The following is a 20,560-nucleotide window of genomic DNA, read 5'->3' on the forward strand; positions in this document are numbered from 1 at the left end:
ACAAACAAAGATACAGGCAAACCCTAATTGATGATAACCACCTACTGAAGTAGGTGGTTTAGGGCTGAAAACAAAAAGCCTATGCTGTATGCATAGGCTTTTTAATCAATGTTAGCTTTAGAGTTTTAAAACCAAATTGATATTATTAACCGATCGTTTCCAACCCACCCATGTATGGGCGAAGTGCGGTAGGTACTGTAATAGTGCCATCTGCATTTTGGTAATTTTCTAGCACGGCTACTAATGTACGGCCAACTGCTAGGCCTGAGCCATTTAAGGTATGTACTAGTGCAGGCTTGTTATCCGCTTTATTACGGAAACGGGCTTGCATACGACGAGCTTGGAAATCTTGCATGTTTGAGCAAGAAGAAATCTCGCGGTAAGTATTTTGCGCTGGTAGCCACACTTCGATATCAAATGTTTTGCTCGCACCAAAGCCCATATCACCTGTACATAACACAACAGTACGGTATGGCAGTTCTAGTGCTTGCAGTACTTTCTCGGCATGACCCGTTAACTCTTCAAGTGCTTGCATAGATTGTTCAGGATGAACAATTTGCACTAGCTCTACTTTATCAAACTGATGTTGACGAATAAGGCCACGAGTATCACGACCGTATGAACCAGCTTCACTTCTAAAACACGCAGTTAAGGCGGTCATTTTAATAGGAAGTTGGTCTTCATCAATGATTGTATCGCGCACAAGGTTTGTTAGTGGTACTTCAGCCGTAGGGATCAAAGATAGGCTTTGTGCTTCTTCTGTGGCAGGTTTGGTGTGGAATAAGTCTTCACCAAACTTAGGTAATTGACCCGTGCCCAATAGGCTGTCTTCATTCACCATTAAAGGAACATAAGCTTCAGTGTAACCATGCTCTTGCGTGTGCATATCTAACATGAATTGACCTAATGCACGGTTTAAACGGGCAATTTGTCCTTTCATTACAATAAAGCGAGAACCGGTAATTTTAACGGCATTTTTGAAATCTAAGCCATCAATAGCTTCACCAATATCAAGGTGATCTTTTACTTCAAAATCAAAATCCTTTGGCGTGCCCCATGTACGAACTTCTACGTTATCATCTTCGTCAGCACCCTGAGGAACACCTTCTGCGGGCAGATTAGGCATGCTCATGGCAATGCTATTGATCTCAGTTAATAGCTCAGCAAGTTCTGCTTTTTTTGAATCAAGCTTGGCACCTAAGTCACCGACTTGTGCTTTAATTGGTTCAATATCTTCACCGCGTTGCTTAGCTTGACCGATGGACTTGGAAATGGCATTACGTGAAGCTTGTAGCTCTTCTGTTTCAACTTGTAGTGACTTACGCTTTTCTTCAAGCTTAGTCATATTATCTACATCTAAAATAAAGCCACGAGTCGCTAGGCGCTCTGCTGTCGCTTCAAGCTCATTACGTAAAAATTTTGGATCAAGCATGTTCTCAATTCTTATAGTTAAACGCGCGAAAAAACTAACTGTTGCCCTAAGTACACCATAAATAAACAAAGGCATACATTAAGCAACACATTCATAAAACTTTTCAGCCACTCGCCCTCTTGTATTAAAAGTAGCGTCTCATTCGAGAAAGTTGAAAATGTTGTAAGTGCACCTAACAGGCCAACTCCCACTAACGATTTCATTTCTGGGCTGAGGTGGCTCATTTGACCTAGGGCGTAAACCATCCCCATAAAAAATGAACCGACAATATTGACCAACAGTGTACCAAAAGGAAAACTTGTGCCAAACACTTGGATCATAAAAATTGACATCAAATAGCGCATTACTGCACCAATCGATCCTCCAAGGGCAACAAATAGTACATTAGTCATAGCGTTTGTGCTCACTTTGTTGATTCAGTTGCTCAAGTTGCTGCAATTTATCACTGATACGCTTCTCAAAGCCTCGTTGAGTCGGTTGGTAGAATTGACTGTGCTGAATACTCTCAGGGAAATAATTTTCACCCGCCGCAAATGCCCCTGGCTCGTCATGCGCATAGCGGTACTCATCACCAAACCCTATCTCTTTCATCAGTTGCGTTGGTGCATTACGTAAATGATTTGGCACAGGTTCATGCCCTGTTTCGCGTGCAAGCTGCCTTGCTTGTTTAAATGCGGTATAAACGGCATTACTTTTTGGTGCACTGGCGAGGTAAATAATGGCCTGAGCAATAGCGCGTTCACCTTCTGCAGGGCCAATACGGTGAAAACATTCCCATGCGTTGATGGCAACGGTCATTGCTTGAGGGTCTGCATTACCAATATCTTCTGATGCAATTGCTAACAAACGCCTCGCCACATAAAGTGGATCACCGCCACCTTCTAGAATACGGCAATACCAATATAATGCAGCATCTGGCGCACTGCCTCGTACAGACTTATGTACCGCTGAGATTAAATCATAAAATTGATCGCCGTTTTTATCATAACCTGCTGTTTGATGGCCGGCGACTTGAGTCAACATTTGCGCCGTAAAGCGCTCGCCATCAGCTACCAAGTCACTCATTAGTTCTAACAAATTAAGCGATTTTCGGGCATCACCATCACTTAACTGAGCCAATTGTTCGGCAACGTCATCAGGTAGCTTGAGTTGTCTTTTCCCTAAACCACGCTCGTCATCTGCCATGGCTTGCTGTACCACGAGCTTGATTTCTTCCTGAGAAAGTTTATGGATCAAATATACTCGGGCACGTGAAAGCAATGCATTATTAACTTCAAACGAGGGGTTTTCGGTTGTTGCGCCAATGAAGATGACGGTGCCATCTTCAATAAAGGGCAAAAAGGCATCCTGCTGGCTCTTGTTAAAACGATGTACCTCATCCACAAATAATAAGGTACGTTGCCCGCGGCTTTGGGCGATGGCTTTGGCCTGTTCAATAGCAGCGCGAATTTCTTTAACCCCAGATGTCACCGCAGAGATCCGCTCTACATGTGCATTGGCATAGTGCGCGACGAGTTCTGCTAATGTGGTTTTACCTGTACCAGGTGGTCCCCACAGCAGCATGGAGTGAGCACGATTTGCGAGTAAAGCTTGTCGAAGCGGTTTGCCCTCGCCCAATAAATGTTGCTGACCAATATATTCGTCCACCACACGCGGGCGCATTCTTGCTGCAAGCGGTCTAAAATCCGGGGCGAAATCGAAACCTAAATTAGCCACGTTGAGTCACTTATTGCGGCTGCTTTAAACGTTGATCATCGATATCAACATTGTCTGGTAACGCAAATGAAAAAATGCTGTATTCTTCTTGCGTAACGCTGCGTTGTTGCGTTAATGCAAATTCACTCAAGTTGCCCTGACCATCAAGTAAAGAAAACTGGGTTAATATATCTTGCGCAAAACACACAGATACTTTAACTACATTGGCATCTAGATCTTTTGGGTTGATATCAAAACATTGTAATGCAGGTTCAGGATTAACAGATTGGGTCACATTGTACTGTGACCATGTTTGCTCATCTTTATGAACAAGTAGTGCCATTGGCGATGCGTCAATGGCTTGCGCAATGTCCATCACAGTGACTTCTTCAGCAAATGGGTTATAAATCCATAAGTTGGTTCCATCAGCTACAATTAGCGACTCATCAGGCTCAGTTAAATGCCAATAAAATTGATTAGGCTGCGCTAAGGCAAAGACCCCATTACCTGATTGAATTACACGGTCGTTTATATCAGTCACTTGCTGAGTAAACGTTGCATGCAAACTATCGATATTCGCTAACTTGGTACGTAATGCATCTGAATCTTGTGCGAATGTCGGTGCCGAAAGCAACACGCTTGTCGACAGTAGCAAACTACTTACTAATTTATACATAGGTTTCCTATTAATGCTTTGGTGGCGGTGGCGCCAATACTTCTCGGTTACCATTATGACCTTGTGGGCTGACTATCCCTTGCGCTTCCATAGACTCAATAATTCGCGCCGCACGGTTGTAACCGATTTTAAATTTACGTTGCACACTGGAAATCGAACCTCGACGGGTTTCGGTGACAAAAGCAACCGCTTCATCATAAAGCGCATCCAGTTCATCTTCAGATTCTGATGCCTCCCCCGGTAGCAATACTTGCTCACCTTCGCTGACACCATTTAAAATTTCATCGACATATTGTGGCTTACCTCTGGCATGCCAATCCGCAACGACTTTGTGTACTTCATGGTCATCAATAAACGCACCATGAACACGTATCGGCACGCTGGTCCCTGGAGGTAAGTAAAGCATATCCCCCATACCTAACAAGGTCTCTGCACCTTGTTGGTCAAGGATTGTGCGAGAGTCAATACGTGACGAAACTTGGAATGCAATACGTGTCGGAATGTTAGCTTTAATCAAACCGGTAATCACATCAACAGACGGACGCTGAGTCGCGAGAATCAAATGAATGCCAGCGGCACGTGCTTTTTGTGCAATTCGAGCAATTAGCTCTTCTACTTTCTTGCCCACAATCATGATCATGTCGGCAAATTCATCCACTACTACCACAATTGAAGGCAGCTTCTCTAACGCAGGGGCTTCATCTAACATGCTTTCAGACTGCTTCCATAACGGGTCTGGAATAAACTCGCCATTTGCAGCAGCATCTTTAATCTTCTGGTTATAACCTTTTAAATTACGTACACCAAGCGCAGACATCAGCTTATAGCGACGTTCCATCTCTCCGACACACCAACGCAGTGCATTAGCGGCTTCTTTCATGTCAGTTACGACTTCACATAACAGATGCGGGATTCCTTCATACACTGAAAGCTCTAGCATCTTCGGGTCAATCATAATAAACCGGACATCATCAGGACCTGACTTATACAATAAGCTGGTGATCATCACATTCACACCGACTGACTTACCAGAACCTGTAGTACCTGCCACCAATAAATGCGGCATTTTGCCTAAATCAACGACAACAGGGTCGCCGGAAATATCCGCACCTAACACCATAGATAACTGAGACTTACTGTTATTAAAAGCGTCACAGTCCAGCACATCACGCATGAATACGGTTTCACGGAATTTATTGGGCAGCTCTAAGCCAACATAGGCTTTACCAGGAATAACTTCCACCACACGGACATTCTCAGACAACAGTGAGCGTGCTAAGTCTTTAGATAAATTGGTAATTTTTGATGCTTTTACACCTGGCGCTAATTCTAACTCAAAGCGGGTGACCACAGGACCTGGGAACACGCCCACCACCTTAGCCACAATGTTAAAGTCAGCTAACTTAGTTTCTACCAAGCGAGCAACTTGCTGTAGCTCGTCTTCGCTAATTGGGTTTTCAGTGCGATTTGGCACATCAAGCAGCGAGATACTCGGTAATGGGTCTACTGGGCGAGTTAATTGCTCAGATGTTTTACCAGGAATGACCACAATACCATCAACTACCTTGGCTTCTTGTTCAGGGCGTTTTTGTGCCACAAGTTCACCAGCAGTTTGAATCATGTCAGATGCTTGTTCCAAACTGGAAGCATCGATGTCAGCATTGCTTTCGTGATTCAACGCGTTGGCTGCGGCGCTAGATGAGGTACTGGTGGTGACTTCAGGTGTAGTAGCGCTAGTATTGACGGCATATAGTTCGTCCTCATCCAATGCTGAAATCTTAGGTTCGATTCTATCGTCAAAGTCATCATCAAATGGGGTAAATGCTGGTTCTTCTTGTGTAGGATGCTTATTGTCAGCAAATTGCTCAGCAGCAGAATCCGAGCAGCTATCAGCAATGTTACCTTGTTGTTCAAACTCAGTTTTAGGCTTGCGCTTAAAGAACTTACTAATCGAAAAGCCAGTTTGTTTTTCGGCTAACTTCTCATCATCTGATAGGTTGTGTTCTAATTCACTGTCCGAGTCATCATCAATGGTGTTAATTTCAGTCACAGCTTGCTGTTTTTGTTTAAACTTATCGGCCACATTTAAAAAGCCGCGAGTATCTTCACTTTCCTGTCCTGTTTGACGAAAATGCAAAGGTAATGACCAAATTTGCTGAGCCAGCCAAATGGTTGCAAAACCGATTAATTCGATGATGGTTAACCAAGATATGCCTGTCGCCAAGGTAAAGCCCGCACCAACAAAACATAAAAGTAATAATGTTGTACCCAGCGTATTGAAGTACGGTTGCATTGATTGCCATATCACATCTCCTGCCACGCCACCGGCAGAAAATACATAGATGTTGTTGGCATTCATACTGAAAAGTGCTGCCAGTGCTAGCAGCATCAACATAAAGCCAATAATACGTAACCCAACGGAAAAATAATCAACTTCAAGCAAACGATGCGCTCGATTGAAAATAAACCAGCCAGTAGCAGCAATGATAATGGGGATTAGAAAGGCAATAAAACCAAAGAAATAGAGTAAAACATCAGCTACCCAAGCACCCACGGCGCCGGTCCAATTATATATTTCGCCTCGAGAATGCGATTGACTCCAACCTGGGTCATTTTGGTTAAAGCTGGTCAATGCCAACAACACATAGGTTGCTAGCATGCAACAGATGATCAACCCACCTTCTAATAATCTTTGTACACCGCTGAGTGTTTTGAGGCTTTTTCCCTGAGTCAAACTTATGCGTCCATAGTCAAAAATGAGATCTAAACATATCAGAAAATCACTGAATTTGCAGTGATTATCTACATTGGTAAATAAGACTGCAAGCCTTTATAAAGGTGAATTAATACATTTTTGCATTAGAGGAATAACTGTTGAATATATGGTCATTAAATGCCATTTAAAATGACATAATTGACATGTAAAAACGGGATAAGAAAAACTGGGTAGTATTATGAAACGTACGAGTCAAACCTGTAATACGACACACTGGCTTTCACAGATAAAAAAATAAAGGGCTAAGCCCTTTATTTTTTTAAACCCGTATTTGTCGCTCTGTCATAAGATGAATTGATGTTTAATCAACTCATGTATTAAAGAAGCACACAAACCTTTCGAAACAAGCACAAATTAAATGTCACTGAGATTATGCAGCGCAACCTTATTTGTTTGCTTCACTTCTTCCATAACGACATAAGTGCGCGTATCGGAAACCGAAGGCAACTTTAACAATGTCTCACCGAGCAGTCGTCGATAAGCAGACATGTCAGAAACACGAGTTTTGAGAAGATAATCAAAATCACCAGAAACTAAATGGCATTCTTGAATATCATCGAGTGCTTGAACCGCAGTGTTAAATCGGTCGAAAATATCAGGTGTATCACGATTTAACGTTATTTCAACGAACACCAACAGTGAAGCCCCTAAAAAATGCGGGTTTACTAATGCCGTATAGCCATTAATAAAGCCTTGCTTCTCAAGGCGCTTTACCCTTTCTAAACAAGGAGTTGGACTCAAGCCAACCCGTTTAGAAAGTTCAACATTTGATATCCTTCCGTCTAGTTGAAGTTCATTCAAAATATTACGATCAATGCGGTCTAAATCTTTCACAGAGTTATTCTTATTGTTTGCCATATTTTTAACCACGTTTTATCAAATATACAACATTATTATCTTTTTATTACTCAAGTTCAGCAGCATAAACTGCTTAACTAGCACTATACTAGACTTCCCTGAAATGTGCACGTTCAGGAAACATAATAAAATAACTATTTGCCCGTAAATTCAACAAAAACGGGCTTTTTTAGACAGTTGAGGCTCAAAATGATTATTGGTATTCCTACAGAAATCAAAAACCATGAATATCGTGTTGGTATGGTTCCATCAAGTGTTCGCGAGTTAACAATCAAAGGACATGAGGTTTATGTACAGTCTGATGCAGGTATTGGCATTGGCTTTACTAACCAAGATTTTATTGATGCTGGTGCTAAGATCCTTGAAACTGCTGAAGAAATTTTTGCTACGGCAGAAATGATCGTGAAAGTGAAAGAGCCGCAAGCTGTCGAGCGTGCAATGCTACGTCACGACCAAATCCTATTTACATATCTTCATTTAGCACCTGATTTACCACAAACAGAAGATCTTATTAAGAGCGGCGCAGTATGTATTGCATATGAAACCGTCACTGATGACCGAGGTGGTTTACCGCTGCTTGCACCTATGTCAGAAGTTGCTGGCCGTATGTCTATTCAGGCTGGTGCCCGTGCCCTTGAAAAATCACTACAAGGTCGCGGTATGCTTCTAGGCGGCGTGCCGGGTGTTGAACCCGCTAAAGTTGTCATTATTGGTGGTGGTATGGTTGGCTCAAATGCGGCGCAAATGGCTGTAGGTATGGGCGCAGATGTCACTATCCTTGACCGTAGCATCGATGTATTACGTCGTCTAAATGTACAATTTGGTTCAACGGTTAAAGCAGTTTACTCAACAGCTGATGCGATTGAACGTCACGTGTTAGAAGCTGATCTTGTCATTGGTGGTGTATTAGTCCCAGGTGCTGCTGCACCTAAGCTAGTGACTAAAGAGCATATCAAGCAAATGAAGCCAGGTAGTGCGATTGTGGACGTTGCGATTGACCAAGGTGGTTGTGTAGAAACATCTTACGCTACGACTCACCAAGACCCGACCTACATAGTTGATGATGTTGTGCATTACTGTGTAGCAAACATGCCAGGTGCCGTTGCTCGTACTTCAACATTTGCACTAAACAATGCAACGCTACCTTACATTATTAAGTTAGCAGAGCAAGGTTACCAGCAAGCACTGAACAATGATAAGCATCTAATGAATGGCCTAAACGTTATTCACGGCAAACTGGTTTGCCAAGAGGTTGCTGAAGCATTAAACCTAGAATATACAGCCCCTGCACCTCTACTCAGTTAATCTATCCAAATTAACGACAAAAAATGCCGCGATAATCGCGGCATTTTTATATGTACTTTAGAGAAGAACCTCTGGTTAAATTCACTTACCATTAACAGAATATTGTTCCGTATAATAACCAAGTGAGCAGAGTATATGACTTTCGAGTTAACTGGAAAATCTGCTAACAATTGACGACTAACTGTACAGTTATTTCACAAGAAATGTCTATTTTATAAGCAGGTTATGCTTTGTCGCGTTGAGCCATTAATAGCTTAAAAAACGCTTGTTTTGGCATAGGCTTATAAAAGAAGTAACCTTGGATAGCTGACACATCATGCTGCTTGATAAAGTTAAACTCTTGTTCGGTTTCAACTCCTTCCACTACAACAGATAGATCCAGCGATAAACTCATGTTAATAATTGCTTCAACTAGTGAACGATTCTTTGGGCCATCTGACAGTTTTTCGATAAAACTTTTATCAATTTTAATTTGATCAACAGGAAAATTAACCAAATAAGCTAACGAAGAGTAACCGGTACCAAAATCATCGACAGCAATGCACAAACCGCTCTTACGTAAGCTCTTAAGCAAGTCACTAAAGTTATTCTGCTGCTGCATCAACAATGACTCTGTTATTTCAAGGGTGATAGGTGGCGTACGGCCGTGCAGCAAATGGATTTCAGCAAAATATTGGTCAAAGAAGTCTAAAAACTGTTGTTGTAATGAACTTGACCAAAATTCCAGCGGCGATACATTGACTGATAAAGGCACACTTAAATTGGCTTGCATCAGTTCAACTGCACATTTTAGTGCTTGTTTTCGCACCCACTCGCCAATTGGAACGATCAAATTAGACTCTTCTGCAATGGGAATAAATTCATCTGGAGAAATGAATTGGCCATCATGTTGCCAGCGAAGTAGCACTTCAGCCTTGGTAATATTCCCTGTTTGAGGCGATACCATCGGTTGAAAATACAATTCAAACTCTTCATTTTTAATGGCACACTTTAAATCTTGTGTCAGTTCAGCTGTTCGTTGCGCCTTATTTTGCAATGATTTATCAAAAAATCGAAAGTTATTACGACCGCGTTTTTTAGCTTCAAACATGGCCTGATTAGCAAACTGCATCAAAAAACTAATATTATCAGAATCCTGAGGGTAGCTAGAAATGCCGATACTCATCGAGAGCTGTAAGTTTTGCTCAGCCACATTAATGGGATTAGTCATCACATTATTCAATTTGGCTGCAATCTCTGATAGTGAATCATTATCTGACACATTGGGTAATAAAATACCAAATTCATCAGCACCAATTCTAGCGACTAACGTATCTTCAGGAATATGGCGACAGATCCTATATGCCACTTTTTGCAATAGCTTATCACCATTGGCATGGCCTAAAGTGTCATTGACTTGTTTGAAATGGTCAATATCCATCACTAATACACTGAATTGTTTAATATCAGTGTTGTGCTGCAAGATATCTTTGAGGTAATTGACAAAATAAAGTCGATTTGCGAGACCTGTTAATTGATCATTATGTTTTTGAAAGTTAATTAACTTATCTGCATGTTTCTTAGCGGTAATATCACTTATCAGCCAAGCGAAACAGTTTTGCTGAGTAAATGAGTCGCGAATAACAGTAATAGTCACATCAATATCTATGGTTTGATTTTGACGTTGAATTCCGACAAGCTCGCCCTGCCATGAATGGCCGCGAGAAATAGATTCATTTATTTCAGCGATCAGTCGAGGATCCACCTGACTTAAAAAGCGACTCTTATCAAAGGTGTTATTGACCTCGTTATAACAGGAGGTTAGATGCTTAAAACAGGGATTTGAATTGAGTACTGTGCCTTCTTCATTCAATACAACTAAAGCCACAGGCAAGTTTCTGAAGATTTTACTACTTAAACGCTCAATATGCATTGCGCGACTTCGTTCAATAGCCAAACTGGCTAATTTTGATGCTTCAAGCAGTAACGAAATATCTAAATCTGTAGGGGATTTAATGGTGTCATAGTACATGGCAAATGTTCCTATGACCTCACGGTTACTATCAAAAATAGGCTCAGACCAACACGCCTTTAGCCCTGCTTGCAGAGGTAGGTGTTTAAATGCCTGCCAATTTGGGTGAGTCTCAATATCTTCGACAATGACACGTTGACCGGTGAAAGCACTCGCACCACAAGAGCCAATATGCTCACCAATCTCAATACCGTGTATGGCTTGATTGTATTCCTCAGGTAAATTTGGAGCAGCACCTGAAAGTAACCGTTGCTTATCATCACTTAACAATAATACGGAAGCACGCGTCCCTATTTTTAACGCTTCAATGCTTAGTACCAAAGAATTAAGAATCTCGCCTAAAGGAAGCCCTTCAAGTACTTTGTCAAAAACTGTACTGTATCTCTCAAGAGAAGATTCACGGAAGTCCATTTTCTTTGCACCCAGCAAATATTGTTGCAGTGAATGACTCGATTCCATCATGTATTAATCTGACCTTTACTAATCAATAGCATGTTATGCAATTATGATTAACAACAGTATGCTGATTAAGGTCTTTTTTCAACATCCCATCCTATTAAAACAGAGGGAAAGCTGTAAAAAATTGCATCACTTCAGGTTAATTAGCTGACTAATATAGTATTTACATAAGTAGCGACTTACTCCGCTGTGCGGCGCATTCTGGCTAGATAAAAACCATCAAACCCATGTTCAGCAACCAAGATGGTTTCATCATCCATAAATTCAAAATGAGAGTTCTCTGCAAGGAATTCATCAACTTGCTGACGATTTTCTTGCGGCATAATTGAGCACGTGGCGTAAATAAGTATGCCATCAACTTTAACCATACGACTGTAGCTTTGCAGAATATGCTTTTGTAATTCGACTAATACAGGGAGGCGTTCAGCGGTATCTCGCCACTTTGCATCTGGGTTTCGCTTTAGTACCCCTAATCCTGAACACGGTACGTCTAGCAGCACTCGGTCTGCCGTTAATTTTAAGCGCTTAATGGTTTTGGAACTTTTAATAATGCGAGTTTCTACATTATGAGCTGCAGCGCGTTTAGCACGCGTTTTTAAATTATCTAACTTCCACTGCTCAACATCCATAGCGAGCAAACGCCCTTTCCCTTGCATTTGCGCCGCTATGTGGAGAGTTTTGCCACCTGCTCCTGCACAAGCATCCACAACACGCATACCGGGTTTCGCCCCAACGGCTTCTGCCACTTTTTGTGAACCCGCATCTTGTTGCTCAAACCAACCTTGCTTAAATGCTTCTGTTCTAAATAAAGCTGAATTAGATGTCACTTCAACCGCACTATCAACCCCAGCTACAGCAATAGCCGTAACGCTTTCTTTAGCTAATTGAGCTATCAATTGCTCACGGTCGCCTTTAAGCTCATTAACGCGTAAAAAGCGTTTAGGCGCCATAGCTAATGCAGCTCGTTCAGCTGACCATTTTTCACCTAGTTGTTTGCTGCCAATTTCATCTAACCATTCAGGGCAGCCATCCCACAAAGGTAAATTAGCTTTTGCTTGCTCTATGCGTTGGTCAACTTCGGATTCATTAATCTGCAATGAATATTGCATTTTAGGTCGTTCAAGACCATGAAAATGGTGCCATGCGTTTAACAGTTTTGAACCTTCACGCTCAAATTTCTCTGGCTCGATATCAGAGATAAAGCAATACAAATTAAGTCGACGTAAAATATCACCTACAACAGTGGTCACTCTAGCTTGTTCTTCAGGCGCAAGCTTTAAACCAGAAAAGTTAAGTGAATAAGCACGATCTAGAGGCTTACCGTCATTGAGAACTAACGTTAATACGTTAAGGGTTAAATCACAGGCATGGCCAGAGAGAGGGTAAGTCAGCATAGCGGTCTCGTAAATCGTCAATCAAGGTGAATGGTTAGCATAAGCTAAAGCGGGCAGATCATAGGTATTTATAGTATCGATAGCAATAAAAAAGCGACTCAATGAGTCGCTTTATTTAAATTAGCAGCTATTTTACATTTTCGCGCCTTTAGCACCGTAAAATAGAATATATGCATAACAAATCACCGGTAGGATAAATGCTGGCTGTAATCCCATGCTATCAGCCATCACACCTTGCACTAATGGGATAATGGCACCGCCAACAATCGCTAAACACAAAATACCGCTGCCTTGTGAAGTATGTGGGCCTAAATCTCGCAAGGCCAAACTGAAGATAGTTGGGAACATAATGGAGTTAAACAGCCCCACAGCAAGAATTGACCACATGGCCAATGCGCCGCTACTGTTCATCGCCACCAACACTAACACAGCCGCGATTGTGGCATTAAATGCCAGCACCTTACCCGCAGCAATTTTTTGCATCACAGCTGAGCCGATGAAACGACCGACCATTGCACCGCCCCAGTAATAGGCTATATAGTTAGCGGCTTGGGCTTCTTCCATGCCACCAATATGAGACTCACCGAGGAAATTCACTAAAAAACTGCCAATAGCGACTTCTGCGCCGACATAGACAAAGATCCCCAATGCACCTAATACTAAGTGGGCACTTTGCCATGCACTGGTTTTACCATTATGGGTAACTTGCTCATTTGACTGGGTTTGTGTGTGCTCAACAATGGTTGGTAACTTCAACATAGAGAAAATCACTGCTAATACAGCTAGCGTACCCGCCAGCAATAAGTATGGCAGCTTAACGACGTCAGCTTCATATTGTGCGCTTCCCACTTCACCTACCGCACCTGTCGCGACTGATAAAATGAGCACTGAACCAAAGAAAGGTGCAACAGTGGTACCTAATGCATTAAATGCTTGAGTAAGATTTAAGCGGCTTGAGGCTGTTTCTTCGCTACCTAACGCGTTTACATATGGATTAGCTGCAACCTGTAAGATAGTGATCCCCGATGCTAAGACAAACAAGGCACCTAAAAATAAGTTGTAAGTAGCAAAAGCTGCTGCTGGGTAAAACAATGCACACCCTAAACTGGCAATCACTAACCCTGTTACTATGCCCTTTTGATAGCCCAGTTTCTTAACCAACTTGCCTGCGGGTAATGACACTAAAAAATAGGCACCGAAGAAACAAAATTGAATGAGCATTGCTTCTGTATAACTCAGTGAAAATACAGCTTTAAGGTGCGGAATTAAAATATCATTCAAACATGTGATGAATCCCCACATAAAGAACAGTGAAGTCAGTGATACGAGTGCAAATCTGTAGTTACCACCCGTTTGGTTAACAGCACTGTGTTGTCCTGTTTGTATTGTTGAGGCCATAATCTAATCTCTTATTATTGTCGATGCATTAAATGAGCAATCACTGCTCACACGTCAAATTATTTAATAGCCGCAAAAAAACTGTCATAAGCAGCAAGTTGAATACTATGAGTACTTAACTGATAGTCACCACAGTTAACGCCCTGAGCACATAGTTGCTCTACTAATGTTATGTCACCAAGCTCAAATTCAACAGCTTCATCTGACAAGTTAAACAACACCAATAAGACTTGCCCGTTATGCCTTCTTTCAAAGGCAAGAATTGATTCGTGGGCATCGATAAACTTGATGTCTCCTTGCACTAATGCAGGAAACTCGCGTCGCCATTGTAGAAATTGACGGTAACCGTTCAGCACTGAATCGGTGTCAACTTCCTGTTGATTAACCGATAGCAAATTGTGCTCACCATGCACAGGCAACCAAGGTTGACCAACAGAAAAGCCAGCATTAGCTTTATTTGAATCCCAAGGCATAGGCGTTCGACACCCATCACGGCCTTTGAATTGAGGCCAGAAAGCAATTCCAAATGGGTCCTGTAGTTGATGATACTCAATAGGCGCTTCGGTTAAGCCTAGCTCTTCACCTTGGTAACTACATACACTACCTCTAAGTGAAAACAGCATGGCATTGAGCATCTTCAAAAAGGCAGGATTGTTACTGTTATTCGCCCAACGGGTCGCGACACGTTGCACATCATGATTACCAATCGCCCAACACGGCCAGCCATCACCAATACTCGCTTCTAGCTCTTCTACTGTTTGACGAATATAGGCTGCGCTAAAATCGTCAGTGAGTAATTCAAAGCTGTAGGCCATATGCAATCTATCATTGCCTTGAGTGTATTCAGCCATGGTGGCTAAGGAATCTTCAGATGACACCTCTCCGAGCGTGACGGCTCCTGGGTAGCGATTAATAAGTTGTCTTAACTCTTCAATAAAGCTGACTGTTTGTGGTCGGGTATTATTGTAATAGTGGTATTGATAGGCGTAAGGGTTGTCTTCACTAAAGCCGCGACCTTGGCGTTTATCTTCTGGCTTTGCAGGGTTATCTCGTAACTGTTCATCGTGATAACAAAAAGTAATGGCATCTAAACGAAAGCCATCTACGCCTTTTTTCAGCCAAAATTCAACATTATCGAGTACGGCTTGGCGCACATCAGGGTTATGGAAGTTTAAATCAGGCTGACTTTTTAAGAAGTTATGTAAGTAGTATTGCTTCCGACGAGGCTCCCACTCCCAAGCGCAGCCGCCAAAAATAGCTAACCAGTTATTAGGGGCTGTACCATCGGCTTGGGGATCTGCCCACACATACCAATCAGATTTTTCGTTTTGCGTACTTTGTCTACTTTGTTCAAACCACATATGTTGATCTGATGTATGACTTAGCACCTGATCAATTACCACTTTAATATTACGCTCATGCGCCTTAGCAATGAGCTCATCGAAATCAGCCATCGAACCAAACATAGGGTCAACAGCACGATAATCACTAATGTCGTAGCCAAAGTCCTTCATTGGAGATTTGAAAAACGGCGATATCCATATCGCGTCAACATTCAAGCTAGCAATATAGTCAAGTTTAGCGATTATACCTTGTAGGTCGCCTACGCCATCGCCATTGGAATCCATTAGGCTTCGGGGATACACCTGATATATCACTCCACCTTTCCACCAATTAACCTGCTCCATTGCTTCCCCTTTTATCCGCTACTAACTCGCCTTGAAAACACACGCAAGTTAAAATCTTGTTGTGACTTAGTAACGTGTCACTTTATTTTTCAATTGCATCGAGGATACGTGAATTAGGAAATCAGGTTCAATATCTCTGCATACGTATGCATAGATACAAAACAATAAACCAATATTTTCAATCCAAATAAAAGCAATAATAACCAACAACTTATATAGAAATTATGTTATATTTCACCTGTTGCAGTTTGGTTAAAAAGAACGCTTGGATTGCCCAATAAACTTTTGAATACGTATGCATAGCATTGTCGGCAATTCAAACCTAGGAGTAGTATCGCAACTGTTCCACAACAATTTGGTCATAACCTCAACACTTATGCAGTCAATTAAGCTAGTTGAGGCAAAAACAATATAAAGACTGTAACCAAAATCTAAACGGATGCTAGCAACTTGACCTGGACAGCAAGGTGCTAACATCTACAAAGGGGAAAGATGAATGTCGCTTTTTAAACCAAGCCTACTGACATTAGCTTTAGCCGCTGCAAGTGCGAGCATGGTCGCTCAAGCCGCAGAAGCTGATGCAAATGAAACCACAGCACAAGACGAAAATATCGAAGTTATTCAAGTAACGGGTATTCGTCGCAGCCTACAAGAATCTCAAGCAGTAAAAATGTCTTCTTCATCTGTTGTTGAAGCAATTTCTGCAGAAGACATCGGTAAACTACCTGATGTATCGATTGCTGAGTCACTCGCTCGCCTACCTGGTATTGCAGCCCAGCGTCTAGATGGACGTGCTAACGTAGTGTCTATTCGTGGTCTTGGCCCAGATTTCTCACTTGCGACATTAAATGGTCGTGAACAAGCGTCAATCAACGACAACCGTGGCGTTGAATTTGACCAGTACCCTTCTGAATTATTAAATTCTGTCGTTGTATACAAAACACCTGACGCCTCGTTAATGACACAGGCAATTGCAGGTACAGTTGATATGCAAACGATCAGCCCACTTCGTCATGGCGAGCGTACATTCGCAGTTAGTTTACGTGGTGAGTACAACGATTTAGGCGCATTAAATGCTGGTTCTACTGATAAAGGTTATCGCGGTAGCATTTCTTATATTGACCAATTTGCTGACGATACAATTGGTATTGCGCTTGGTTACTCTCGTATGCAATCACCAAACCAAGAAGAACGTTGGCAAGCTTGGGGTTACCCAGAAGATGCAAACGGCGATGCTATTTTAGGTGGCGCAAAGCCTTACGTACGTTCTTCTGAGCTAGAACGTGATGGTTTTATGGGCGTGATTGAATTTGAACCAAACGAGCAATTCCGAAGCGTAGTTGACGTTTTCTACACCAAATTCTTTGATGAACAAATCCTACGTGGTATCGAAATCCCAGGTCAATGGGGTGGCGGATGGGCCAACAGCGGAAGTACATCGACTACAGTTGAAGACGGCCTTGTGACCGAAGGTTCATTCCAAGACGCAATGGTACTAGTACGTAACGATACTAACACTCGTGATGCTGACTCAATCTCAGTTGGTTGGAACACAGAATACATTCTTAATGACAACTGGACAGTAGAAGCTGATCTAGCGATGTCAAAAGTTGAACGTACTGACATTGGTATAGAAACCTATGCAGGTACTGGTCGCGGTAATGGTGTCGGTGCGGTTGAACCAAACCTAGGCTTTAAGTTTACTGGTGACGGTCGTTACTTATTCGATCCATCACTTGACTACTCTGATCCTGAATTAATCAAATTGGGCGGCGCTTTCAGCTGGGGCCCTTCAATTGACGGCAACATGCAAGATGGCTTCATCAACAAACCAGAAGTCGAAGATGAACTATCATCACTGCGTCTAGGTACAACCTATACCTTTGACGAAGGTTTCATGCGTAGCGTTGAGTTTGGTATTAACTATACCAACCGTGAAAAGTCTAAAGTTGATAACGGTGAATACTTAACACTAAAAGGCTACGAAATCGGTAGCGGCGATAACTACATGTTAACCGTGCCAGATGAGTATTTATTAAGCCCAACGTCTCTTGCTTTCTTCGGTATGGGTAACATGCTGTCTTATGATGCATTAGCCTTATATAACGCTGGATTTTATAACTCTTTAGATGCCGCAGAAGTACAGCCAGAACGTTCAACCAATACATGGCAAGTTGAAGAGAAAGTCACCACTTTCTATGTAAAAGCTGATTTCGAAACTGATATTGGCGACATGCCATTAACGGGTAACTTTGGTGTCCAAGCGGTACAAACAGAACAAAGCTCTAATGGTAAAGCAGTTCAAACTGTTGACGACCAATTAGAAGTTGTCGACAGCTATGGTGAAGATGATTATATCGAGTGGTTACCTAGCATGAACCTATCGCTTGGTTTAACTGATAACCAACGTTTAGTTTTCGCTGCAGCACGTACCATGAGCCGCGCCCGTATGGATAAGATGCACGCATCTGCAAGCTTTAACTATGATCCAAATGGTGCTGAAGGTATCTACTACTCTGGTAATTCAGGCAACCCTGAGCTTCGCCCATGGATGTCAAACCAAGTTGATTTAAGTTATGAAAACTACTTCAGTGACCAAGGTTACTTTGCCATTGCTGCTTACTATAAGAAGCTTGAAAACACAGTTTATACCGACACCATCTTTATGGATTTTGAAGGTGTGATTCCAGGTGTTGAACCAGGAAAAGGCCAAGGTCGATTTGATGTACCTGTCAATGGTGAGGGTGGTCATATTTCAGGTATTGAAGCATCAGTATCGCTAGATTTTGGTTACTTTGCTGATGCACTAGAAGGATTCGGTACTATTCTGAACGGTTCTTACAATGATTCAGAAGTAAAAGAAACGCCAGATAGCGATCCAATAGCATTAGCCGGTTTATCTGAAAAAACCTTCAATGCAACGGTTTACTATGAAAACTCTGGTTTTGAAGCGCGTATTAGCTCTCGTTACCGTTCTGACTTCCTAGGTGAAGTGACAGCAATTAGTTTAAGCCGCGTAAATGTTAACGTGAAAGGTGAAACGGTTGTTGATGCACAAGTAGGTTATGACTTTGGTCAAGGTGGATTTACATCACTTGATGGTTTATCAGTTATGTTCCAGGTGAACAACTTAACAGATGAGCCATTTACAACTTACACAGGTGATGATGCTCGTCATGTACGTGACTACCAAAGTTACGGTCGTAACTTCATGTTAGGTGCTAACTACAAGTTCTAATGTGATATCAATGATAAAGCCTCTGTTTCACAGAGGCTTTTTTATATCAACAATCTTAAACTGTTTCGTAAGTGATATTAGTTTAACGATACAAGTAAGGGATCATGATGAACAACAAGATTAAAAAAATCGTTATTCTTGGCGGTGGTTCTTCAGGTTGGATGACTGCAGCCCTACTTTGCCGTTTGTATAAGCAACAGCTCGACATTTGCTTAATTGAATCACCCAACATTGGCACAATTGGTGTCGGTGAAGCCACCATTCCACCGCTTAAAATTTTCAATGATGTTTTAGGGCTAAATGAAAAAGACTTCATTGCAAAGACACAAGCCAGTATCAAGCTGGGGATCCAGTTTGAACATTGGGGCAAACAAGGTGATGCTTACATGCACGCTTTTGGTGAGCTCGGAAAAAATATAGGTTATTGCGCATTCCACCATTACTGGCTTGCAAACCAACCCAAGAGTTCAACAAGCTTGTGGGATTACTCGTTTAATTATCAAGCAGCAATCAAGAATAAATTTGATGCCGTACCGCGTATTCACAATAACCAACTTGCTGGCATCACCCATGCCTATCACTTTGATGCAGGTTTATACGCGCAATTATTAACTGAATATGCCACTCAACGCGGCGTAAAACACATACAAGCCACGGTAATACGTACTAATCTCACCGAAGATGATGCTATTGCATCGCTGACATTAGATGATGGCCAAACAATTGAGGGCGACTTGTTTATCGATTGCTCTGGTCTACGCGCACACCTTATCGAGCAAGCGTTAAATGTTGGCTATGAAAGCTATCAAGATTGGCTTGTATGCGACAGTGCATGGGCAGTGCCTTGTGAAAAGGTTGAACCGATTATTCCTTATACGCGCTCTATCGCCCATTCATTTGGATGGCAATGGCGTATTCCACTGCAGCACCGCACCGGAAATGGCATTGTATTCTCAAGCCGTTATGCCAGCGATGAACAAGCTAAACAGGTATTAATGGAAAACCTTGATGCGCCTGCATTAGCTGAGCCTAAGTTAATTCGTTTTACACCTGGCCGCCGAGAAAAACAGTGGCATAAAAACTGTGTCGCCATAGGTTTATCTTCTGGTTTTTTAGAGCCATTAGAATCCACTAGCTTACATTTAGTGCAAACAGCGGTGATCCGTTTAACCAAATTAATGCCTAATTTAACCATCAAGCCAAGTTTAGTTGAAGAATATAATCGCCAATCTAAGCTGGAATTCGAGCAAATTCGCGACTTTATTATCCTGCACTATCACCTAAACCAGCGACAAGGCAATAACGATAATTTGTGGCAATATTGCCGTGATATGGCTATCCCAGCAAGCTTACAACGCAAAATCGCCCTATTCGCTGAAACAGGCAATCTACAACGTTTTCAAGATGAATTATTTACCAATGAAGCATGGCTACAGGTCATGGTTGGCCAAGGTGTTTTGCCGCAAGAATATAATCCATTGGCAGATACATTATCACGACAGGATAACCAAGATTTTTTAGATAACCTCAAAGCAGTTTATCAACACTATCTAGCGCAGTTACCAAGCCATCAAGCGTTTTTAAACAAATAGACGAAACGTTACTGCTAAATAGCATATACAAAGGGAAT

General features: G+C 42.0%; 13 protein-coding genes. 3 read left to right on the forward strand and 10 right to left on the reverse strand.

The genetic code is table 11. The features are described 5' to 3' along the window. Positions 1–145 precede the first annotated feature (145 nt). From serS to lrp, 6 genes are all read right to left on the reverse strand, one after another. Positions 146–1,432, reverse strand: coding sequence for a serine--tRNA ligase (gene serS, locus ACHUGF_RS15985; protein WP_394132702.1), 1,287 nt, complete (start codon positions 1,430–1,432; stop codon positions 146–148). Positions 1,433–1,449: 17 nt separating this feature from the next. Continuing rightward, positions 1,450–1,824, reverse strand: a complete 375-nt coding sequence (crcB, locus tag ACHUGF_RS15990) for a fluoride efflux transporter CrcB (RefSeq protein WP_394132703.1) — start codon at positions 1,822–1,824, stop codon at positions 1,450–1,452. Then, complete coding sequence (locus ACHUGF_RS15995; protein ID WP_394132794.1) at positions 1,817–3,094, reverse strand: replication-associated recombination protein A; 1,278 nt, start codon at positions 3,092–3,094, stop codon at positions 1,817–1,819. The genes crcB and ACHUGF_RS15995 overlap by 8 nt, the downstream gene beginning before the upstream one ends. A 64-nt stretch (positions 3,095–3,158) precedes the next feature. Next, positions 3,159–3,803, reverse strand: coding sequence for an outer membrane lipoprotein periplasmic chaperone LolA (gene lolA / locus ACHUGF_RS16000; RefSeq protein ID WP_394132705.1), 645 nt, complete (start codon positions 3,801–3,803; stop codon positions 3,159–3,161). A gap of 10 nt (positions 3,804–3,813) precedes the next feature. Beyond that, positions 3,814–6,537, reverse strand: coding sequence for a DNA translocase FtsK (locus tag ACHUGF_RS16005; protein WP_394132707.1), 2,724 nt, complete (start codon positions 6,535–6,537; stop codon positions 3,814–3,816). A gap of 396 nt (positions 6,538–6,933) precedes the next feature. Further along, complete coding sequence (gene lrp, locus ACHUGF_RS16010; RefSeq protein ID WP_394132708.1) at positions 6,934–7,437, reverse strand: leucine-responsive transcriptional regulator Lrp; 504 nt, start codon at positions 7,435–7,437, stop codon at positions 6,934–6,936. 189 nt (positions 7,438–7,626) lie between these two features. On the opposite strand from lrp, the gene ald reads away from it, so the two are divergent. After that, entirely contained in the window at positions 7,627–8,742 is a 1,116-nt protein-coding gene (ald, locus tag ACHUGF_RS16015; RefSeq protein WP_394132710.1) for an alanine dehydrogenase, read from the forward strand. A gap of 223 nt (positions 8,743–8,965) precedes the next feature. On the opposite strand, the gene ACHUGF_RS16020 is transcribed toward ald, so the two are convergent. The 4 genes from ACHUGF_RS16020 to ACHUGF_RS16035 form a co-directional block, all read right to left on the reverse strand. Further along, positions 8,966–11,215: a putative bifunctional diguanylate cyclase/phosphodiesterase gene (locus tag ACHUGF_RS16020; protein WP_394132711.1), complete on the reverse strand. Its 2,250-nt coding sequence runs from the start codon at positions 11,213–11,215 to the stop codon at positions 8,966–8,968. 176 nt (positions 11,216–11,391) lie between these two features. After that, positions 11,392–12,606 (reverse strand): RsmB/NOP family class I SAM-dependent RNA methyltransferase, encoded by a 1,215-nt coding sequence (locus ACHUGF_RS16025; protein ID WP_394132712.1) that lies wholly within the window; start codon positions 12,604–12,606, stop codon positions 11,392–11,394. Between the two features lie 132 nt (positions 12,607–12,738). After that, on the reverse strand, positions 12,739–14,004 hold the full coding sequence (locus ACHUGF_RS16030; RefSeq protein WP_394132713.1) for a sugar MFS transporter: 1,266 nt from the start codon (positions 14,002–14,004) through the stop codon (positions 12,739–12,741). A gap of 59 nt (positions 14,005–14,063) precedes the next feature. Further along, entirely contained in the window at positions 14,064–15,692 is a 1,629-nt protein-coding gene (locus ACHUGF_RS16035; protein ID WP_394132714.1) for an alpha-glucosidase family protein, read from the reverse strand. A gap of 496 nt (positions 15,693–16,188) precedes the next feature. Here ACHUGF_RS16035 and ACHUGF_RS16040 point away from each other — a divergent pair, with 496 nt between their 5' ends. Continuing rightward, positions 16,189–18,930, forward strand: a complete 2,742-nt coding sequence (locus tag ACHUGF_RS16040) for a TonB-dependent receptor (RefSeq protein WP_394132715.1) — start codon at positions 16,189–16,191, stop codon at positions 18,928–18,930. 107 nt (positions 18,931–19,037) lie between these two features. Next, positions 19,038–20,522, forward strand: coding sequence for a tryptophan halogenase family protein (locus ACHUGF_RS16045; RefSeq protein ID WP_394132717.1), 1,485 nt, complete (start codon positions 19,038–19,040; stop codon positions 20,520–20,522). Positions 20,523–20,560: the final 38 nt, after the last annotated feature.

Source organism: Shewanella maritima (genome assembly GCF_043643735.1).
GTDB lineage: Bacteria > Pseudomonadota > Gammaproteobacteria > Enterobacterales > Shewanellaceae > Shewanella > Shewanella maritima_A.

Coding starts and splice junctions, on each gene's coding strand:
- serS (WP_394132702.1), bottom strand. CDS start 1,432: ATGCTTGATCCAAAATTTTTACGTAATGAGCTTGAAGCGACAGCAGAG.
- crcB (WP_394132703.1), bottom strand. CDS start 1,824: ATGACTAATGTACTATTTGTTGCCCTTGGAGGATCGATTGGTGCAGTA.
- ACHUGF_RS15995 (WP_394132794.1), bottom strand. CDS start 3,094: ATGCGCCCGCGTGTGGTGGACGAATATATTGGTCAGCAACATTTATTG.
- lolA (WP_394132705.1), bottom strand. CDS start 3,803: ATGTATAAATTAGTAAGTAGTTTGCTACTGTCGACAAGCGTGTTGCTT.
- lrp (WP_394132708.1), bottom strand. CDS start 7,437: ATGGCAAACAATAAGAATAACTCTGTGAAAGATTTAGACCGCATTGAT.
- ald (WP_394132710.1), top strand. CDS start 7,627: ATGATTATTGGTATTCCTACAGAAATCAAAAACCATGAATATCGTGTT.
- ACHUGF_RS16020 (WP_394132711.1), bottom strand. CDS start 11,215: ATGATGGAATCGAGTCATTCACTGCAACAATATTTGCTGGGTGCAAAG.
- ACHUGF_RS16025 (WP_394132712.1), bottom strand. CDS start 12,606: ATGCTGACTTACCCTCTCTCTGGCCATGCCTGTGATTTAACCCTTAAC.
- ACHUGF_RS16030 (WP_394132713.1), bottom strand. CDS start 14,004: ATGGCCTCAACAATACAAACAGGACAACACAGTGCTGTTAACCAAACG.
- ACHUGF_RS16035 (WP_394132714.1), bottom strand. CDS start 15,692: ATGGAGCAGGTTAATTGGTGGAAAGGTGGAGTGATATATCAGGTGTAT.
- ACHUGF_RS16040 (WP_394132715.1), top strand. CDS start 16,189: ATGTCGCTTTTTAAACCAAGCCTACTGACATTAGCTTTAGCCGCTGCA.
- ACHUGF_RS16045 (WP_394132717.1), top strand. CDS start 19,038: ATGAACAACAAGATTAAAAAAATCGTTATTCTTGGCGGTGGTTCTTCA.